The organism is Bilifractor sp. LCP19S3_H10, assembly GCF_052119185.1.
GTDB lineage: Bacteria > Bacillota > Clostridia > Lachnospirales > Lachnospiraceae > Bilifractor.
This window is the reverse complement of record NZ_JBQKFT010000024.1, coordinates 20,245-36,943: the sequence shown is the minus strand read 5'-3', so window position 1 is coordinate 36,943 and position 16,699 is coordinate 20,245. Positions and strand designations below refer to the sequence as shown.

Sequence of the window (16,699 nt, the reverse complement as noted above, 5' to 3'; positions counted from 1 at the left end):
GTTCAGCGCCTTCTTGTCAGTTTAGATCGTACAGGATGATAAGAAGCGCAAGCTGCGCGTTTTCTGTCTCCGGCTCGATGTCCCAGCCTCTGTCGTATCTTGCAACCGGGATTCCTCCGAAGCGGATCTCAAGCTTGCTGATCTTGCCGCCGTCGATTCCGTAGTCCTCGCTCGGATGCCCGTAGACCTTCGCGCTGTAGGTGAATATCTGGCTTTTAATTTTGATGCTTCCCTTGTGCCACATGGTCTTTTTCCTCCGTTTTCTTTGTGCGCCCTTTTCCTTTGGCATGTACATATATCACTCTGCAAGACTTATGTAGCAAGGAGATCCGCCGGATATATGTCACAAAGATCAGCCCCGGAATCTGTGGATTTTGTACGAGGAAGAGGCCCCTTTTGCGGGGCTTCCTCCCTTGGTTCTTTAGTCCAGGGTCATCCTGAAGGCGTGGCCCTTCTCATAGCCTTTGCCGAAAAAGTCCTTCCGGAGGTTGACCTCAACCATCTCGCCGATCGTGCAGCCTGCCTCTTTAAAAAGCCAAAGCGTCTCGACCGCATCGGTTGCCCGGCAAGAGTAGGTGAAGGCCTTGATGCCGTTCTCCTTCATGCAGGCGGTGAGGGCTTCCACATCCCGGTCCCAGATGATGTCGTCGAAGTCGAGGATCTCGTTCTCGTTGTCTCTTGATTTCTCGTAAGCCCTCCAGATCTTGCAGGCGATGTCGCCCATCTCAATGATCCGATCCTCAGCTGCCTTCGCCGTATCCCTTGCGGTGTCCCTCTCCTCTGCGGTGGTGGCTGCCTTGTAGGCTTTCTTTGCTTCTGCGATGGTGTTGTAGGTTTCTTCAAAAATGTTCGTCATGGCTTTGTCCTCCTTGCTTTGTGCTTGTTTGCCTTTTCCTTTGGCATGTACATATATCACTCTGCAGGCGAACTATAGCAAGGAAATAAGCCTCATAACCTGCACAAATATGTACCGAAAATCCTGTGCTTATCTGACATCTCCATGGAGAATAAAGCGGACGTATTCGTCCCGGTGCTCCTCAATAAAGAGCACCAGATCGTAGTAGTTCCGGTCGAAGGCGAGGCGCTGCACGTAGGGCAGGTCGAACATGTTCGTAAGGCCGCTGTCTCGAATCGCAATAATCTGTTTCCTGATCTTCTCATCCATATCAGTCCACCACCTTCCGCACGATGTCCTCGCCATAGATCACACTTAGTCCTGAACCGTTATCCCAGTGGACAAGCAAGGATCCCGTGTCATCGACACCATAGACGGTTCCTTTTGTGCCGATTGGCGGTGCCTGGATATCATCCATCTGAAGAAGCTCCACACGGGTGCCGTTCGGATAGATCTTGCGGAGCTCTTCAAACTCCTCTGGTCTGATTAGCTTCATGCTTCCACCTCCTTTGTTGGAGCGCCGTTTCGGAAGGCGGAGCTTCCGGAGAGGTTCTTCAATAGGATCTTCCGTGCTTTCTTAAAGTCCGGTCCAATGAAGCCCATCCGAAGGAGCCAGGTGCGGAAGGCGTACTTTTCATTGTCGGTCTCTACCGGCTTGCTGCTTGCGTGCTTCAGCTCCTTCGAGAGCTTACAAAGCTGGGTGAGAAAAAGCAGGTAGGCGTTTGTCTCTTCCGGCGTCAGTTCCCGGTCGAACCAGGGGAACTCGATCTTCTCATCCGTGATGTTGATCCGGGTGTTGGTGATCCCGAGCGCCTTCTTGATGAGGCTCTCCTTCGCGCTGATCAGGTTCATAAGCGTTCCGACGTTTGCGGATGCAAGCGGAAGGCTGATCGTCAGCGCCGGCTCGTTCTTGTCCAGGTTGGAAGACTCCTTCTCTTCCTCGGTGGAGGGTTCCTGCTCTGTGGTGGCTTCCTGATCGGTGGTACTTTCCTGCTCAGGTTGTTCTGCTTTGCCATCTTCCTGCTCACCCTCCGCGGTGAATCCCTTCTCGTTCAATGCTTTCATCACCATCTGCATCTTCTCCTCATCGCTGCAGCTTACCCCGCCGTCCTTGTCAACCGTGATGTCTCCGATCTCGTAGGCGCAGGTCGGCATCCGCATGTACTGTGCTTTATCTCCGGTGATCTCCTCGATCGCATGCACCAGCTCTTTTCTCTTAGTTCCTGTCAGGTTGTAGTTTGCTTTCATGGCATGTGCCTCCTTTTCTTTTGGTAGTACATACATCACTCAGGAGCACCGGAATAGCAACTCATACTGGCAGGAATTATGAACAAAGATCGGGCAGAGCTTTTGGCGGATGTGTATACCTGCTTATGCGCTCTCCTCCTTCGGCATCGCCGCAATCGCTTCATCGAACGTGAGCTTCTGGCCGTCACGAAGTACATACGCATCATCGGAGTTTCCGACCTGTTCGACGTAGCGCTTTACGATGACATCCACAAACTTAGGATCCAGCTCAATGCCTCGACAAATCCGGTCGGTCTGCTCACAGGCAATCAGGGTGGAGCCGGATCCAAGGAAGGGATCCAGAACGATTCCGTTTGTCATCGAGGAGTTCCGGATTGGATACGCCATCAGTTGCACCGGCTTCATCGTCGGATGATCCTTTGAGGCTTTCGGACGATCGTACTCCCAGATGGTGGTCTGCTTCCGGTCCGAGTACCACTCATGCCTCCCGCCCTTCTTCCAGCCAAACAGGCATGGCTCATGCTGCCACTGGTAGGGAGAGCGTCCCAGGACCAGTGCGTTCTTTTTCCAGATGCAGCAGCCGGAAAGATAGAAGCCTGCATCCGCAAATGCCCTGCGGAAGTTCAGTCCCTCCGTATCTGCATGGAATACGTAGATGGAACCGTCATCGGCGAGGTTGTCATGCATGCAGGTATAGGCAGCAAGCAGGAACTTGTAGAAGTCCTCGTCGGCCATGTTGTCATTCAGGATCTTCCCTGCTGTTTCTTCGACGTCTACGTTATACGGAGGATCGGTCAGTACCAGATTTGCCTTCTGACCATCCATCAAAGCAACATAGTTCTCTTCATTGGTGGAATCCCCACAGAAGACTTTGTGCTTTCCAAGAAACCACATATCGCCGGGCTTACTCATGGTCGGCTTCTTGAGTTCCTCATCCACATCAAAGCTATCTTCTTCCACCTCTTTATCGCACACCTTATTGAAGAGCTGCTCCATCTCCGGAGGCTCGAAGCCGGTGAGCGCCGTGTTGAAGTCGCTCGCCTCAAGATCGTGGAGAAGATCGGCAAGTAGGTTTTCATCCCACGCACCGGTGATCTTGTTGAGCGCGATGTTTAACGCCTTCTCTCTGGTTTTATCGATGTCGACGACTGCACAGGGAACTTCTGTATAACCGAGATCCTTTGCTACCGTCAAACGCTGATGTCCTCCGATGATCGTCATATCGGCATTCACAACCAAAGGATCCGCAAAGCCAAACTCCTGAATGGAGTTCTTGATCTTCTCGTATTCTTTATCGCCCGGCTTCAGTTTCTTTCTCGGGTTGTAGGCTGCCGGTTTCAGATCCTTCACTGGTATTGTTTTTAACGTTGCTGTCTTCACGTTCTCTTCTCCTTTCCCGTTCCATCCTCTTGTTGAATGCCCAGCGGCAGCGGTTACTGCAGAAGCACCTGGGCCTGCCTCGCCGATTCACTTCGATCGGCTTCCCACACTCCGGACAGAACCGCTTCGCACAGGACTCGAGGAACAGGGAAAGATCCTGCTTTCTTTCGATGTCTTCCATACTGTTCTCCTGTCCGCAAAAATGCCCGAGGCCTTGGAAACAAAGGACTTCTGGGCATGAAAAAAGCAGTGGCGGATCTTGCCCCAACACTGCCTGTAAATGTTATCAATTTTTCAAACAAATCCGCATTCTATGCGGATATTGCACGTGAAATGTACCTTTCCGGGACCCGTCCGGCGGCCGTCTGACCCCGGGGTATCAATTTCGCGGAAATCAACGCAAGAGGGAGCGCCGGTCTCCAGCTGGTTTCAGCCGAGAGATTTATATCTCCCCCGCCCCGCTTTCTTCTTGTAATCATGATAATATTATGATATTATGCTGATAGTAAAGGAGGAATTATTATGATTAACATTCGTCCCGTATCTGACCTCAGAAACAAGTTCCCTGAACTTGAAGAAACCGTCATGGAATCTAATGAGCCCATCTTTCTCACAAAGAACGGTTATGGCACCATGGTCCTGTTAAGCATCGACCAGTACTCCGCGCTAACTGACGACACAGAGCGTAAGCTTGACGAAGCCGATGAAGCAGCCGCGAAATCTGACAAGCGGTACTCCGAAGAAGAAGTCTTTAGCAGAGTAAGGAGCCGCATCCGTGAAAAAGTATAAGCTGTCATTTCTTCCCCTTTTTGAAGAAGATCTGAATGAGATTGTGGATTACATCACAACAGATCTTCAGAACCCCAGCGCTGCAGATCGTCTGGTCGGTGACATCGAATCAGCAATAAACAAACGTCTTGAGGCACCGTTGTCGTTTGCGCCGTTTCGCTCATCCAAGAAACGACCGCATCCGTATTACAGAATCAACGTCAGAAACTTTTCTGTATTCTATGTTGTCATCAATGACACCATGGAGGTACGCCGCGTTCTGTATTCCAAGAGAGATCTGGATAAACTACTCAACGATTGATCGCTTAATAATGGTAAACCGGGTGGCTGTCCTCTCTTCCGGTCTTCCTGTCGTGGCACTTCTTGCACAGTGCCTGCCAGTTCGATCTGTCCCAGAAGAGCTTCAGGTCTCCTCGATGTGGAACGATGTGATCTACAACCGTCGCGGGAGTAGCGATGCCATGTCGCAGGCACTCCTCGCAGAGTGGATGAAGCTGCAAGAACTTCTTGCTCTCCCGTCTCCATCGGCTGTTGTATCCTCGTGCCGCAGCAGACCGTATTTCTTCCGGATGCATCCTCTTGTGTTTCTCACAGTACTTCTGTCCGGCCTCTACCAGTTCTGCACAGCCGAGGTGCCTGCAGGGTACTTTTGGTTTCATCGGCATCACTCCACCTCCTTCACTTCATACGATTCTTATCAAAAAAGCACCTGCTGTATTTCTACAACAGATGCTTCATATACATCGTGCGATCTTCCTTTGCCTTTCGGCTTATTATAATAATAGCACACCTGACTGTCCCGTTTTTGAGGCAAAAACGAACCTTTTATTTTCCTGTTCAGCGCTACGGATCCATCATTAAAAAATATCGAACCGCATCATGATGATGTGTGTAGGTCGTGAACGTCTCCTATATAACTTCTCTATAGGCTTTTTTATTGAAAAAATCCCTATAAGGAAGTTTAGTAAGAGACCTCCACGACCTACACACTCCCATGCAAAACAACGAATCCCCTTTATTACTTTACTGGAATTCTTCTACCTTCAGACGAAGGCCACGAACAAATACGCCTTTATTCGTCCTGTGCTTCATAAAGCCACTATGCTCCAGCTCGGAATAAAAGTCCGTCGTGCTCCGGCAGAATTCACCCATTCTGATACAGTACTCCCTGTAGGTCTGATAAAGTTCTCCGGATTTCACCTCAACCGTTGGATCGTCTTCCACCTCGCAGCAATCCATCAGAAACTGCTGCATCCAGTTATTCTGCTCCCGGTACTCGGCAATCGCATCCTTGACCACCTTCGGTTCCTCAATCTTATGGTCCTTTTCTATGACGATCTTTGCCCCTTCCATGATCCACTTCAAAATCGCCGGGCCTGCCTGGTCAAACAGAACCGAGGCAAAGTTCTTGGTATCGTTCTCCTTCTCAAACTTCGCCTTAAACGGAATGACAATCAGTCTTCTCCAGGTACCGTCATCGGTAGCGCCAACTCTTGGCAGATGGTTGGTATAAAGGATGACAGTGTGCGTCGGGGTAAAGAAGAACGGATCCTTGTACTTCTTCTCCGCAAACACATCATCCGTACTACAGATCTGCTTGACGATGGATGTGTTGAGTCTCGTTCCTTCCTCAAGCTCGGCGGCAATGATGAGCCGCTTACCAAAGGTCTCGGCCAGCTCCGGCTTCACATTTCTACGGCATCCAACCGTCAGAGTATCCGCAGACAGTCTGCCTGCATATGTTCCAAGCACATGGCTGATCGTGTTCCAGAAAGTAGACTTACCATTCCGACCTCCACCATAGGCAATGATGAGCGCTTCCTGGTACACTTTTCCGATGGCAGCAAGTCCAACCACCTGCTGAACATAATCGATGAGATCCTTGTCCCCAAGAAAGATCTTATTCAGCGTATCCAGCCAGAGTTCTGATCCCTGATCGCCCGGATCCACCTCGGTCATCTTTGTGATATAGTCCTGCGGATTGTGGTCAAGTTTTCCCTGAACGCCAAACCGGAGATCGTAGGTCGCCTCCGGTGTGTTCAAAAGGTACTCATTCTGATCCAGGTTTTTCAGATCGATTGGAAGAAGGGCTTTACTGGTATCCATGGCTGCTTTGACGTATTTCCAGTTCCTGCGCCCCATGACAAACGACTCATAGCTGACTGCATCTTCGTAATCGATGAACAGCTTCATCTGTTCATCACTCACACCAGTGTCTGCGTTCGGATTCTTCTTTTTCTTCTTCTGAGTCTCCTTCATTGTATCGATGTCGATCCCGGAGTTTAAAAGTTCGTTCTTCCTCTGAAACACCAGCATGGATGCATCTGCCAGTTGCAGATCCGTAAACTCAATCGTCGCGCCCAGTGCCAGCTCTTTCGACTCCTGCCAGCATGCACCGTCATATCGGAGAAAGTCTGTGGACGGGTTGAAGCGAAGCTCATTGCCATATTCTGCTGCGAGTGCCTTGGCCTGGCCGATATCAGTGTAGTCGGATGGCCGCAAGGAACCAATCTTGGCAATCCCGTGCGCGGGCATGGTATCCTTTCCTGTGTCCATGCCTGTGCTGTTACCATCCTGGTGCCGGACATCCAGGTTTTCAAACTCAGATCCGTTGTACTCCTCCGGTGAGACGTAACCCGGTTGGGCGGCTATCTTCTTGCCAAAACTGCAGGCTGAGTGCCAGATCATCGAGAGCTCGCTATCCGGAAGCGGCGGTTCACATTTATCAGCCTCAGAAAGAAACACCTGATGGGCAGCCTCGTCGCATCCGAACCTCTTGACCACACGTCCGGCAAACCGGCTGAGGGTGGCGTTGCGTCTGCCCTCTGGGATGATAGAAAATACCTCTCCCCTCGGTTCTCTTTGATGAAGCAAAAACTCATCCATGGTCATCGTGCCTTCATTCCAGATGATGTCAGAGAGATCGCAATCGCATCCGTAGACAAAGCGCGCCGCATCCACAGCGCCCTGGTCAAAGAACGGAAAGCGCTTCTGGACTTCTGCCTTAAGATTCCGGTAATCCTCATACGATGCCACAGGATGGATCATTGCGATCATGTGGAACCGGGGACGCGCTGACTCATTCTTTTTCGGAAGCATGTGGTGTCGGCTCGGCATGATGACAAATGACACATTCTTGAAAATCTCCGCCACTTTTTCTGGTGTCACCCAAGACGACGGGTCATCCTCACCGCTGTTGTCACAATCCCAGAAGCCGATATCCGTAGAAAGAAAGTTATCGTTCTTCCGGTAATTGTTCTTGTACCTAGCGCATACAAAATCGTACTTCATCGCCTTCTGAAGCTCCTCCGGAGAATGAATCGTCACCTTATCCGGATAAGAACAGTTCATCCGGTTCTGTCTTTTTCTGGAAACGTATAAATCAAACTGCATCTAAAAACCTCCCTCGTTGTAATCACCACTTGCTGTGAATCACCACTTCTTGTAAATCGCCGTTGTTGACATTGTTGTGATCCTCTTTGTTGATGCTTTTGCTGTAAGTCTCCCTCACTTGCGTTTAGCCGGATCCTTGGATGCAAGCAGATTTTCAGCACAAAAAAAGACAGGCACGGTTCCCACCGTTTACCTGTCCATTTGCCTGTCCGTATTTCTATCCGATTACCTGTCCGGTTGACTGTCCGCTTACCTGTCCGTATTCCTGCCCATTTTCCTGTCCGGTTACTTTCGATTCGCTACTTTAAGGATAGCACTTTTCACTGTCCCGTTTTGAAAGCAAAAACGAACCATATAATCAAGAACACGCCGTTTTTCCTTCTGAACTGCACGAACCGATACGTGATGCTCTGCCGCATAGTCCTTACAACTGATTCGCCGCAGCAGCGTATCCTCTGCCACCTCTTTCATCGTTTCTGAAGGCATGGATGCAATACTCTGCGGAAGGAAATACAACATCATCTTGCCAAGAACATAGTCCTCAATCAGGAAACGGTCTTCCTCGGTAAAACAGGACACGATACTTTCATTGTAGATAACCGTACCATCCGTGTCATATAAGCTCTGATCGACTCCTGCCTGAATCAAAAGCGTAGGTCGATAACGCTCCACAACGCGGCACAGGTCCTGCAGCCCCAGGTACGAATACCGACGCGTCTCCTTCCGGATGACAGCCCGGACCTTAGCTGAAACCGGCTCTAACTTTTTTCTGCTCATGTTGTTCAAGTATCTCCTTTCTCTGTCTGCAGATCCGACGTCTGATGTACCTCTGAACAATGTCCAGAAGCTCTGAACAAGGTCCAACGCTCTGACATCACCCAATGCTCTGACATCAGCCAGACGCTCTAGCTTCAAGCATCAATACGCTCCGGCATCATTAAGACGCTCCGGCATCAAGCATCAGCTGCCGAAGGTAATCCTGTTCTTCCATCAATCCCGACCTTGCCATCAGCTCTGCACGGATTCGTCCAACCGACCTGTCTTTTGCCGATGCAATGCTCCTCCTGCTGATATGCCTTTTCCTTAAACTCTGGATCTGTCGAAGGGACAGATGTTTTCCAAAATATCTGAGAAACACACCCCTTTCCAAGGAGTCCATACGTTCCTTCATCGACGTCTGAATCACCGAAAGCATCCAGTTCACAAAGGCAAGTTCGCGCACCTCACGGTCATACATCAAAGAGAATTCATGGTTCCGGCTCTCTACATATCCGTGATCAAGAAGCAGCGCAATCCGCTCCGGAGCATTACTCAGGGAAGAGGACTGCACGTGTTCTGTGTCATAGCGGATCCCACCGATCGTACTGAGCTCTGCAATGGCATCCTCTTTTGTGATGGTAACGGGTCCCAGCGCCGCCAGCTGCTCCAGTTCTTCTTTTCGAGAAAGCAGAGCAGAATAGTTCTTAGCAAGATATGCCGCTGCTCTGTAATAGTCCAGGCTGGCATTGATGTTCTCATCCTTTTCTGCAGCCTGAGCTACAGCTTGTCCATCTGCCGGTGACGCAGCTTGTTCATCTGCCGGTGACGCAGCTTGTCCAATCGCCTTTCCTGCTTTTTGTCCATCAGGTTGCGGTACATTTTGTGTCAAATGCGAACCCTTTTCCTTCACCTTTGTAGAACAAAACACTGCCGTCTCCTCCTTTGCTTCATTTCTTGAGTCTTGCCTTTACGGCAGCAATCAACTTCTCCTGTGTAACGTCCTTATGCTCCAGCGCGCGCATGACGTCCTCATCGACAGTTCCCTTACAGATGATGTGGTGGACCGTCACAACCTCCTTCTGTCCCTGTCTCCAGAGGCGACCGATCATTTGTTGATATAGCTCAAGGCTCCATGTAAGCCCAACCCAAATTAGGATGTGTCCGCCTTCCTGGATGTTCAGGCCATGTCCTGCAGATGCCGGATGGATAAGCGCCACTTGTATGCAGCCCTTGTTCCAATCTTCGATATCTTTGGAATCGCGGATTTCTCTTGGTTCCATTCCCTCCGCCCTCAGATGCTGCAGGATCCGATCCCTGTCATGCTTAAACCAGAAGGCAATGAGCACATTTTGCCCATTGGCAGACTCGATCAGATCATCCAGTGCATCGAGCTTCCTATTGTGGATCACACGGGTATTTCCATCATCATCATAGACGGCACCGTTTGCCATCTGCAGTAACTTTCCTGAAAGCGCCGCTGCATTGGCTGCATCAATGTTCCCGTCATCCAGCGGAAGGATCAGATCTTTCTTCATGGTGTCATAAAGTTTTTGCTCCTTTGCGTTCATCTCCACTTCATGACGGGTATAGATACACTTCGGCATATCCAGATAGTCGAGCGCCTTCATGGAAATGGTCATATCCGAGATCTTCTGATAGATCAGCTCCTCTGCGCCATCCCTCGGGACATAGCTGAACACGATCCCGGTAGCAGGATTCATAGCCCCGGCTTTAAAGTAGGCCTCCCGATACCTTCCGATAAAACGTCCCAGCCGTTTGCCTCCATCCAGGATGCCGATCTCCGCCCACAGATCCATAAGCCCATTCGAAGTCGGCGTTCCGGTCAATCCCACCATCCGCTTGGCATAGGGACGCATCTTTCGAAGATAGCGAAACCGTTTCGAGTTATGGTTCTTAAATGAGGAGAGCTCGTCGATCACGATCATGTCAAAATCGAAATGACGTCCGTTCTTCTCGTAATACTCCGCCAGCCACTGCACGTTTTCCCGGTTGATGATGTAGATCATGGCAGGTACCGAGACCGCCGCAAGACGGGTCTTCGTATCTCCAACGACAACGGAATACGTGAGATCTTTAAGATGATCCCATTTCCGGATCTCAGCAGGCCAGGTGTCCCTTGCAACGCGCAGAGGCGCGATGACCAGAACCTTTGTCACTTCCAGACTATCCAAAAGCAGATCACGGATCGCGGTCAGTGTGATCACCGTCTTGCTCAGCCCAAGCCCATATCCAAGAACAGTGCAGCTTCCTTGTGTTCTTCAATAAACCGGACAGCATGGCTCTGATACTTGTGTGGTATGAACTTCATTCGGCATCACCTCCCTTCTCAAGGTCTATCGGATCTACCCTCTCACCGTCATTCGAATTCATCTCATCGTTCCACGGGTCTATCTCCTCAAGGTCTGTCTGCTCCACGCCTCTCGGATCCGTTTTCTCTTGGTTCTCCGGATCCGCTTTCTCTTGGTTCTCCAGGTTTGTCTCCTCAAAGTCTTTTGGATCCAATGTCGTGATACGCGTGATATCAGCGGAACTCATATCCGAGAACTTCGGCACATAGTAGCGCTTCATCTCCGGGATCGAAGCTCCGATGCCCTCCGGAAACCTCTGTCCCGGTGTCCAGCTCAGAATGGCCCGGATCACTGGCCGGATCTGCGTCAACGAGTTGATACAAAGAACCGGAAAACCAAGACTCTCCAGCTCGAGTCTTCGCTTCTTCTGCAGGGGACGGAGCATTTTCTTTGGCGCCTTGAGCTCCACAAAGACGCACTTCCCGGGAAAGAACAAAACCATCCGGTCTGGCAACCCATTAGCTGTCTGCGAGTTCAGCTTGTAAGCCATCCCGCCTGCATCTAAAACGGCACGGACAAAGGCGTGCTCTATAACGGATTCCCGCATCGGCTCAGATCTCCGAGCATTTCCCTCGTCCTCCCGCTTGTTTTTCTTTTTCTGGTTCATATTTTTCATAGGTTCTCCTCCTGATTCCATCTCCTCTGCGCTTTGGTCTGCTTCTTCCACGCCCAGCACCAATGCCCTCTAGGAATCTTTCTGTATGCTTCTGATGCCACATTGCCGCAGAAGAAGTGGTTCTTTTCATCGTCATACTGATAAAAGCGGCAGCTATCGCAGCTCTGGTCATAGGTATCCGTTTCCTGTTCCAAGTCCATCTCCCGATTCCGTCTTTCAAAATACGGTGTTCTCTCGTCCATGCTGATCACCTCCCTCTTTGATTACCACCCTCGAAGTTTTTTCCGAATCTCTCTGCGAATCCGTTCCTTCTCCTTGCCCATGGCTTTCTCTTTCACTCCACGGAGTAAGTAGTCCCCATCCAGGTCTGTCAGCATCTCAAACCATGCTGAGTGAAAAAAGGTATCGAGTTCCCTTTTATCCAAGAGCAGCGCAACCTTCTCTTTTCCTCTAGGATGCCGATAGAGTTTCCGTAATGTCGCCTCATAGTCCTTGTAGGCCTGCCCGACAACGGCAAGCGCCAGCTGCTGGTAATTCTCATAGATCCCTGTGGGGCTTCCTTTTTCAGAATCCGATGTAGAGAAAACGGTCACCGTCTTATTCTTCTTCATCGTTCCACCCTCCATCCTCCATCTGTGTTTCTGTTATAAGCTCCCTGCGGCAGGTTTCTTCAAAATCAAGAAGTGCCATTTCGTCGTCTTCCATGCCACAATCTGCCGCATCGACGATTCCAAGTTCTATCAGCGTCTTAAGATAGAGCTTGATGAGATCCGTCCTGCCGGAGTCTATAAGCTTCTGAAAACAGTCCTCCTGTTCCTTTTGATTAAGAAGGGCGTTTCTGTAGAACGGACAGTCTTTATTACCGAAATTCGTATCGTACAGTGCGGTACAATGCCCATAGTGATATGCATGGCAGTCCGGATGCCTTGTGCAGACTGGCATCTTCGACATCGGAACGGTCCCGAGCATCGTTCTAATCATCTCTTTCTCTCTTCCTCCATTTCTTTCTTGTTAGTTCTTGCAGTTCCTCGTGGCCTATAGCCATTTCTCGCGATCCCACGCATTACTCGCGATTTCTTAACTCTCGATTTCCTGCATACAAAAAAGGCCGCGGAAACCCACAGCCTGTAACCTCGTCTTGTGTTAAATGCGAACCGTTTTATCTCACATACAAATCTGTTAATCCTTGAAATAGAAGTCTGGCGCCGCATAGCCAGCAGCCTTTAAGGGAATGTCCGGGCACCAGGGTGGATTCTTCGACATCAGATCACTGACTTCCTCCACTGTCCAGGTGTCTTTCGGGACCTCAACGATCGCCTCATCATGCACATGACCGACAATGCGAAGTCCTGCTTTCTGCATCCGGAGCATGGCCTCGGCAAGGATGTCCCTGGCGATCGCCTGGGTGCAGTTCTCGACTATCTTGCCTCCATAGGTTTCCTGTCTCTGCCAGTGGTTATTGAGCCCGATTCCCTCAAAAGAAAGAGAAAGCCTGCCGTACTGATTCCGCAAAAGTTTCGGATTCCGATAAGCCAGCTTTCTTCCGGACGGAAGACGAATCCACAGCGTATGATCCCGGCAGATGAACTTGATCTTCCCGACTCTCCTCGGGATATAGTCCGTGACCGTATCAATCGCAGCCTGCTCCACGTCCCACCAGTACTGCACCACATGGGGATTGGCATTTCGCCAGTTCGTGATGATATCCGGAAGTTCGGATTCCTTAAGGCCCATATCGAGAGCGCCCATCGCCTTCAAGGCCCCGACACCGCCCTGGTATCCACAGGCCAGCGTCGCTATCTTTCCTTTCTGCCGGAGTTCTCCATTGATGCCATGCTTGACGACCGGAACATGGAACATGGCAGAGGCAACGGCACAGTACAAATCTTTGCCCTCCCGGAAAGCCTTAAGCGTAAACTCCTCACCGGCTTCCCAGGCAAGAACTCTCGCCTCAATCGCAGAAAAATCAGCAACCACAAAACCGCACCCATCTGCCGGAATCAGCATGGTCCGGATGAGCTGCGACAAGATCTCCGGAGTGTTGTCATAGATCGACTCGACCATGTCAAAGGCACCCATCTTGATCAGGTCTCTGGCTTCGTTCAAAGTGCTGATGTCGTTTCTTCTGAGATTTTGTAATTGCAGGATGCGCCCTGCCCATCGTCCGGTTCGGTTGGCTCCGTAAAATTGAAAAAGCCCGTGTGCTCTTCCGTCCTTGGTGACACACCGATCGGCTGCCTGGTATTTCTTGACCGATGATTTTGCCATCCGGAGGCGGAGCTTTAAGACATCAAGGGCCTCTTCATCGCATCCGTTTTTATCCAGATCCCCGATCAGCTTCTGTACCTCTTTCTTTCCAAGAGAGGGAGCCTCGATTCCTCGCTCCATGAGCCACGACTTTAGCTGAGAGACAGAGTTCGGATTCGAAAGACCCGTTAGCTGATAAGCTTTATCGGTCATGGCCTCGGACAAGGCCAGATCACACTCGATCGCCTTCTCCACCAACTCCTGGTCGATCCGAACGCCCAGATCATTGATGCGCTGATCCATGTGGTAGAAGTCCCACTCAAAGTCTGGAAGCGGAAACCGCTCCAGATACTTGCGGATATCCCGTTCTGTCCGGACGTCCTGCTTGCAGTAGGACTTGAACATCTCCCATGCTTCCGGGTCGTCCTTTGGATACCACCTTGTGGATGGATTCGTCTTGGTCGGCTTTCTCGGAACCGAGAACTTCCGGATTAGAGCTTCCCCGGCGCGTTCCTTCTGCTCTCCGGTCTTCAGCACCATTGCCGCGTTCTTAAGAGATAGTGGAAGCGAAAGTTCTGCCGCATGCACCATCGAACATCTCCAGCAGTCCGGGGATAAGACATGCCCCAGCAGCTTTCCAAGACACCTCCTCTCAAAAGCCGCGTTCCATGCGGCCTTAATAATGGATGGATCCTCAATGGCGTTCAAAACCTCCTCCGGCACCTCTTCTCCGGACGCCATATCCACCACCTGCACCTCGTCGTCATCAAAGGCATAGGCAAAGAGCAGGATCTCAAAATCATCCGACTCCACGTATTTGTAAAGACCGCACTTTCCAAGATCGACGGAGGAATAGGTCTCCAAATCGATTCCTAAGATCTTATGATGTGTCTCCTGTGTTTCTTTTGTTTCTTCCATCTATCTCGTTCCTTTCAAAAAAGGAGGAGCTCTTTTTGCCCCTCCTACCATCACACTCATTGGTTGATAACGCGCTGTCGGATCACGGACGTCGGATCGCATCAGATGTAATCCGGAAGGACATCATCTCCGCCTTCGACATCGTCTTCGCCATCGCCCATTACCTCAAAATCCGCACTGGCCGAAGCTCTCCCGGAAAGACGCTCACCATCCTCGACCTTCTGAATGTTGCCAAGGCCTGCAGCGACTCCACGGTTTCCGTTTGCATTGAACGGATAAAAGTTGATACTCACGTTGCAGATACATCCGGAGTAGACTTCCATCGGATCCATAATCGGATTCACCTGACGGTCCACGATCTGCGGTGCATCTTTCGAATTGGCATTGATGAAATAGCTGTTCGCGTACCCCTCATCATCCGGGCGGTCAATATCACCATCGCGAAGCGGCTCCTTCAGATTGGCAGGAATCTTCCCGGCCCACTTGCGGACCTTCCCATCCTCCTTGGCAGCCGCGATGGCCCTTTTGATCTTCTCAATACTCTCGGTATCCGATTTCGGAATCACACAGGATACGGAATACTTCGGATCAGAACCATTGATGCTCTTCGGCTCCCAGATATTTGCAAAACTGATTTTGCAGCGTACAACAACCCTAGTTGCGCTAAACTTCTTAGCCATAAGTCAAATCTCCTTATAAAAATGCCCCGCCCGAAAGGGCAGGGAACAATAGTAACCACATCGATAAAATTTCTAAAAGTTTTCAGTTATTTGTTAATAAAGCTTCTCATTATCAATAAAAGTCCTTGCTTCATCAGCAGAACGGAATAAAGTCATCCTCTGCAGCAGAAGGATCCACTGCCGGTCTCGGATCCGAGTCCTCAACAAGGGAGAGCTTTCCCGGCGGTTTCACCACAAAGTCGCCCAGAATGTCGGCAAACTTCTTCTTTCCCATGAGCTTTTCAATCTCCGTCAGCGTCATCAGCTGTTTCTTATAAAGATCGGTGTATCCGGCTTTGGCAGCAGCATCGACCACATCCTTCTCATTGGTAAACTGCCTCCTCGATCGTCCTTCGACGACCTTGTAGCCCTCCCAGTGCTCGTTGTGGTTGATTGCCTCGCTGGATACATAAGCAAACACGCTCTCGATCCAGTTTGAGATCCGGTTCAGAGAAGGAAGAAGCGATTCAATCTGGCTTTTGGAAAGAAGCGCTGGTTCCTTAAAGACGGGAGCACTCTTTAAGACCGGAGCGCTATTCATGGTCGGCACGCTCTTTAAGATCGTGGCGCTCTTTCCTTCTTCGCCACCTGTCTCAACGGCAGGATCTTTTGCATCCAGATCCAGGAACTCATCGCGGACAAGACCCATAGCTTCATCTGCACAGGCTTTGCAGGAGGCTTTCGCCCGGCAGAACCGGCACCAGTCTCCGGGTTTCTGCTTTCCTTTGCCCTCATAGGCAAGCTTGGCGATGGGCTTTATCGATTCGCCCCATGCCTTGAGATCCTCCGCTGTCATCTCATCCGTTGCGATGTTGTCAAGGCGCGGCTGAACAATGCTCATCCGGACCTTGTCGATATCGAACAGATCCTCGTAGGCATGAAGCGCACCGAGGGCATAGAGCTTAAGCTGTGAGTTGTCGTGCACCTCCACAAAGACCCCTTTTCCGGTCTTCAGATCGCAGATATGAAGTACGCCGCTTCCGTCCGGATCCTTGCCAATGATGACCGCATCCGAAGTACCAAAACCTCCGGGCGCTACAAAACTGTAATCGACCCGTTCCTCTACCATAAGAAGCGGAGCGCTGTTCTTCCGGAACTCCTCTGTCTTTTCAATGACGAACTGTGCATAGGTATCTGAGATCTGCTCGATCTCCTCGGTGTCAAACTCCTCACTCTGAGGCCTCTTGCACGGCTCGTGCAGATAGTGGCGGATCTTCATTTCCCCTAAGCTGTGGCAGAAGGTTCCCTCTTCCGCAAAGACTGAGGTGGTATCCGGGAAGTTCTGCTCCAGCCTTACCGATGGCGGACAGTTCAGCCACCGGTGTGAGGAACTCGCGCTCAAAAGCGCATGTACATCTGGCATTTC

The 16,699-nt window shown here is 50.7% G+C and carries 19 protein-coding genes and 1 pseudogene; 2 read left to right on the top strand and 18 right to left on the bottom strand.

The window, feature by feature from the left end:
* Positions 1-16: 16 nt before the first annotated feature.
* From ACTQZS_RS13730 to ACTQZS_RS13705, 6 genes are all read right to left on the bottom strand, one after another.
* Positions 17-244 (bottom strand): DUF7678 domain-containing protein, encoded by a 228-nt coding sequence (locus ACTQZS_RS13730; protein ID WP_441476309.1) that lies wholly within the window; start codon positions 242-244, stop codon positions 17-19.
* A gap of 177 nt (positions 245-421) precedes the next feature.
* Entirely contained in the window at positions 422-856 is a 435-nt protein-coding gene (locus ACTQZS_RS13725) for a DUF7698 family protein (protein WP_441476308.1), read from the bottom strand.
* Between the two features lie 129 nt (positions 857-985).
* Positions 986-1,165, bottom strand: coding sequence for a DUF5049 domain-containing protein (locus ACTQZS_RS13720; RefSeq protein ID WP_441476307.1), 180 nt, complete (start codon positions 1,163-1,165; stop codon positions 986-988).
* Between the two features lies 1 nt (position 1,166).
* Positions 1,167-1,391, bottom strand: a complete 225-nt coding sequence (locus tag ACTQZS_RS13715; protein WP_441476306.1) for a DUF4314 domain-containing protein — start codon at positions 1,389-1,391, stop codon at positions 1,167-1,169.
* A complete protein-coding gene (locus tag ACTQZS_RS13710) occupies positions 1,388-2,143 on the bottom strand; it encodes a virulence protein (RefSeq protein ID WP_441476305.1) in 756 nt (251 codons plus the stop codon). Before ACTQZS_RS13710 ends, ACTQZS_RS13715 begins: the two co-directional genes overlap by 4 nt.
* Positions 2,144-2,266: 123 nt before the next feature.
* Entirely contained in the window at positions 2,267-3,523 is a 1,257-nt protein-coding gene (locus ACTQZS_RS13705) for a site-specific DNA-methyltransferase (protein WP_441476304.1), read from the bottom strand.
* A gap of 522 nt (positions 3,524-4,045) precedes the next feature.
* On the opposite strand from ACTQZS_RS13705, the gene ACTQZS_RS13700 reads away from it, so the two are divergent.
* Positions 4,046-4,312 carry a type II toxin-antitoxin system Phd/YefM family antitoxin gene (locus ACTQZS_RS13700; RefSeq protein WP_441476303.1) on the top strand — a complete coding sequence of 89 codons (267 nt, stop codon included), beginning with the start codon at positions 4,046-4,048 and terminating at the stop codon, positions 4,310-4,312.
* Entirely contained in the window at positions 4,299-4,613 is a 315-nt protein-coding gene (locus tag ACTQZS_RS13695; protein WP_441476302.1) for a type II toxin-antitoxin system RelE/ParE family toxin, read from the top strand. The genes ACTQZS_RS13700 and ACTQZS_RS13695 overlap by 14 nt, the downstream gene beginning before the upstream one ends.
* A 4-nt stretch (positions 4,614-4,617) precedes the next feature.
* Here ACTQZS_RS13695 and ACTQZS_RS13690 read toward each other — a convergent pair whose 3' ends face one another.
* From ACTQZS_RS13690 to ACTQZS_RS13635, 12 genes and pseudogenes are all read right to left on the bottom strand, one after another.
* On the bottom strand, positions 4,618-4,971 hold the full coding sequence (locus ACTQZS_RS13690) for an HNH endonuclease (protein WP_441476301.1): 354 nt from the start codon (positions 4,969-4,971) through the stop codon (positions 4,618-4,620).
* Between the two features lie 364 nt (positions 4,972-5,335).
* Positions 5,336-7,705 (bottom strand): phage/plasmid primase, P4 family, encoded by a 2,370-nt coding sequence (locus ACTQZS_RS13685; RefSeq protein WP_441476300.1) that lies wholly within the window; start codon positions 7,703-7,705, stop codon positions 5,336-5,338.
* A gap of 285 nt (positions 7,706-7,990) precedes the next feature.
* On the bottom strand, positions 7,991-8,482 hold the full coding sequence (locus ACTQZS_RS13680; protein ID WP_441476299.1) for a hypothetical protein: 492 nt from the start codon (positions 8,480-8,482) through the stop codon (positions 7,991-7,993).
* A 160-nt stretch (positions 8,483-8,642) separates the two neighbouring features.
* Positions 8,643-9,392, bottom strand: coding sequence for a hypothetical protein (locus ACTQZS_RS13675; protein ID WP_441476298.1), 750 nt, complete (start codon positions 9,390-9,392; stop codon positions 8,643-8,645).
* 19 nt (positions 9,393-9,411) lie between these two features.
* Positions 9,412-10,793 (bottom strand): annotated as a pseudogene (locus tag ACTQZS_RS13670) (SNF2-related protein).
* Positions 10,790-11,449 (bottom strand): VRR-NUC domain-containing protein, encoded by a 660-nt coding sequence (locus ACTQZS_RS13665; RefSeq protein ID WP_441476297.1) that lies wholly within the window; start codon positions 11,447-11,449, stop codon positions 10,790-10,792. The pseudogene ACTQZS_RS13670 and the gene ACTQZS_RS13665 overlap by 4 nt, the downstream one beginning before the upstream one ends.
* On the bottom strand, positions 11,446-11,691 hold the full coding sequence (locus ACTQZS_RS13660; RefSeq protein ID WP_441476296.1) for a high-potential iron-sulfur protein: 246 nt from the start codon (positions 11,689-11,691) through the stop codon (positions 11,446-11,448). The genes ACTQZS_RS13665 and ACTQZS_RS13660 overlap by 4 nt, the downstream gene beginning before the upstream one ends.
* A gap of 21 nt (positions 11,692-11,712) precedes the next feature.
* On the bottom strand, positions 11,713-12,060 hold the full coding sequence (locus ACTQZS_RS13655; RefSeq protein ID WP_441476295.1) for a hypothetical protein: 348 nt from the start codon (positions 12,058-12,060) through the stop codon (positions 11,713-11,715).
* Complete coding sequence (locus ACTQZS_RS13650; RefSeq protein ID WP_441476294.1) at positions 12,047-12,430, bottom strand: hypothetical protein; 384 nt, start codon at positions 12,428-12,430, stop codon at positions 12,047-12,049. Before ACTQZS_RS13650 ends, ACTQZS_RS13655 begins: the two co-directional genes overlap by 14 nt.
* 198 nt (positions 12,431-12,628) lie before the next feature.
* Entirely contained in the window at positions 12,629-14,614 is a 1,986-nt protein-coding gene (locus tag ACTQZS_RS13645) for a DNA polymerase (RefSeq protein WP_441476293.1), read from the bottom strand.
* A gap of 101 nt (positions 14,615-14,715) precedes the next feature.
* Positions 14,716-15,294, bottom strand: coding sequence for a DUF2815 family protein (locus ACTQZS_RS13640; RefSeq protein WP_441476292.1), 579 nt, complete (start codon positions 15,292-15,294; stop codon positions 14,716-14,718).
* A 133-nt stretch (positions 15,295-15,427) separates the two neighbouring features.
* The gene (locus ACTQZS_RS13635; protein ID WP_441476291.1) at positions 15,428-16,696 is read right to left on the bottom strand and encodes a DUF2800 domain-containing protein; all 1,269 of its coding nucleotides are present in this window, start codon (positions 16,694-16,696) and stop codon (positions 15,428-15,430) included.
* Between the last annotated feature and the right edge of the window lie 3 nt (positions 16,697-16,699).

Excerpts from the sequence above, each read along its gene's own strand:
- ACTQZS_RS13730 (WP_441476309.1), bottom strand. The coding sequence starts at position 244 with ATGTGGCACAAGGGAAGCATCAAAATTAAAAGCCAGATATTCACCTAC.
- ACTQZS_RS13725 (WP_441476308.1), bottom strand. The coding sequence starts at position 856 with ATGACGAACATTTTTGAAGAAACCTACAACACCATCGCAGAAGCAAAG.
- ACTQZS_RS13720 (WP_441476307.1), bottom strand. The coding sequence starts at position 1,165 with ATGGATGAGAAGATCAGGAAACAGATTATTGCGATTCGAGACAGCGGC.
- ACTQZS_RS13715 (WP_441476306.1), bottom strand. The coding sequence starts at position 1,391 with ATGAAGCTAATCAGACCAGAGGAGTTTGAAGAGCTCCGCAAGATCTAT.
- ACTQZS_RS13710 (WP_441476305.1), bottom strand. The coding sequence starts at position 2,143 with ATGAAAGCAAACTACAACCTGACAGGAACTAAGAGAAAAGAGCTGGTG.
- ACTQZS_RS13700 (WP_441476303.1), top strand. The coding sequence starts at position 4,046 with ATGATTAACATTCGTCCCGTATCTGACCTCAGAAACAAGTTCCCTGAA.
- ACTQZS_RS13690 (WP_441476301.1), bottom strand. The coding sequence starts at position 4,971 with ATGAAACCAAAAGTACCCTGCAGGCACCTCGGCTGTGCAGAACTGGTA.
- ACTQZS_RS13685 (WP_441476300.1), bottom strand. The coding sequence starts at position 7,705 with ATGCAGTTTGATTTATACGTTTCCAGAAAAAGACAGAACCGGATGAAC.
- ACTQZS_RS13680 (WP_441476299.1), bottom strand. The coding sequence starts at position 8,482 with ATGAGCAGAAAAAAGTTAGAGCCGGTTTCAGCTAAGGTCCGGGCTGTC.
- ACTQZS_RS13665 (WP_441476297.1), bottom strand. The coding sequence starts at position 11,449 with ATGAAAAATATGAACCAGAAAAAGAAAAACAAGCGGGAGGACGAGGGA.
- ACTQZS_RS13660 (WP_441476296.1), bottom strand. The coding sequence starts at position 11,691 with ATGGACGAGAGAACACCGTATTTTGAAAGACGGAATCGGGAGATGGAC.
- ACTQZS_RS13655 (WP_441476295.1), bottom strand. The coding sequence starts at position 12,060 with ATGAAGAAGAATAAGACGGTGACCGTTTTCTCTACATCGGATTCTGAA.
- ACTQZS_RS13650 (WP_441476294.1), bottom strand. The coding sequence starts at position 12,430 with ATGATTAGAACGATGCTCGGGACCGTTCCGATGTCGAAGATGCCAGTC.
- ACTQZS_RS13645 (WP_441476293.1), bottom strand. The coding sequence starts at position 14,614 with ATGGAAGAAACAAAAGAAACACAGGAGACACATCATAAGATCTTAGGA.
- ACTQZS_RS13640 (WP_441476292.1), bottom strand. The coding sequence starts at position 15,294 with ATGGCTAAGAAGTTTAGCGCAACTAGGGTTGTTGTACGCTGCAAAATC.
- ACTQZS_RS13635 (WP_441476291.1), bottom strand. The coding sequence starts at position 16,696 with ATGCCAGATGTACATGCGCTTTTGAGCGCGAGTTCCTCACACCGGTGG.